Origin of the sequence: Agrobacterium sp. DE0009, from assembly GCF_007680755.1 — a bacterium.
GTDB classification, from domain to species: domain Bacteria; phylum Pseudomonadota; class Alphaproteobacteria; order Rhizobiales; family Rhizobiaceae; genus Agrobacterium; species Agrobacterium tumefaciens_B.
Genome location: NZ_VEIU01000027.1, coordinates 1 through 1308, shown reverse-complemented (window position 1 = coordinate 1308; position 1308 = coordinate 1). Strand labels below are relative to the sequence as shown.

1 protein-coding gene is annotated in these 1308 nt (G+C 62.5%); it reads right to left on the bottom strand.

Translation table 11 applies throughout. From position 1 onward, the window contains the following. Positions 1-91: 91 nt before the first annotated feature. On the bottom strand, positions 92-1308 hold a 1217-nt coding region (locus FS804_RS24635; RefSeq protein WP_144579346.1), incomplete at its 5' end, for a DNA polymerase Y family protein.

The following is a 1308-nucleotide window of genomic DNA, read 5'->3' as shown; positions in this document are numbered from 1 at the left end:
CCGAGCTGTTTCGCCGTCTCGAACAATTCCTGTGCGGAGGAGGCGCCGCGCAGGAAGCTGAAGTGGGTCGTGACCTGCAGCTCGGCGTAGCTCATGCGAAGATCCCATGGCAGAACCAGCGATGGGATCCGGTCTCAGGATCAACACCGTCGCCAGAGCGAAACACCCACAGGCGTTCACCGGATTCGTCCTCAATAACAAAGTAATCGCGGACAGCTTCCATCTCCGCGTCGCGTTGCCACCACTCCCCAAAAATGCGTTCCGGGCCATCGGCACGCTTCACTTTGCGACGTTTGCCGCGCCAGACGATGGAGACCGGCGGCCGGTCCGGCATCAGCGCGATTGCCTCGATCAGCTCGGGTCGTGGCAAGAGCCGGACCGGCCGGCGCCAATGGCTGACCCAGGCAATGGCGATCGGTTCAGCGACGGGGCTGATCCGCTTCACGGAGCGTTCCGGCACATCTGAGGCGACCGGTGCGACGCGGTAGACCCGCTGGCCTCGGTTTCCATAGATGTCGATCAGCGGCGTCACGTCGGTGATATCATCCTCAATAAGGGCAGAGGCTTTCTGCGCCTCCTCCAATGCCTCGGCCAGAACCGCAACAAGGGTAAGCTTCTCGATCCCGAAACCCGGCTCGATCTTCTCCGTCCGGTCCCGAAACAGTTTCGTCAGCCAGGCGATATCACGGGCCGGCTTGGCGGTACCTGCGCGAATGGCTTGTCTTGTACCGTCGACCTTCTCGACAATCAGGTCGGCGCGGCGCACCCCAAGGCCGCGCTTCTGAAGCTCATCGACCAGCTGGACGACGAGGCGGCCGACATATTTGTCGATCGTTTCGGCGGCGCCAATCGGTTCGGCGAAGGCTTTCGAGACTTCGATCAGCTCGGGCGTTCGGATCGGCTCGATCGGCTCAGCGAGGCGACAAAGCATCTGGTCGAGACGGCGGCCGACCTCCGGTCCAAAGCGCAACGTCAGTGGCGCACGTGGCGTGTTGGCAAGCTCGCCAATGGTCTGGAAGCCGAGAATGCGCAGATCGCTGACAATCTTGGACGGCAGGCGCAGGAGCGATATCGACAGTTTTTCCACCGCGCGCACTGTCTCGCCTGACGGAACGATGATCGTGTCGCGGTTGATGGCGCGGGCGCAGGCATGGGCTGCACCCCAACTGTCGGCGACCGCCACGCGGGCAGTCAGCTTTCTGCCCAGAAACTGGTTGGCGATCTTTGTCACCATTGGCAGCTCGCCGCCCTGCAGGTGGTCGGCGCCTTCGGTATCCATGACAATCCCGTCGATCCCGTCGATGGCAA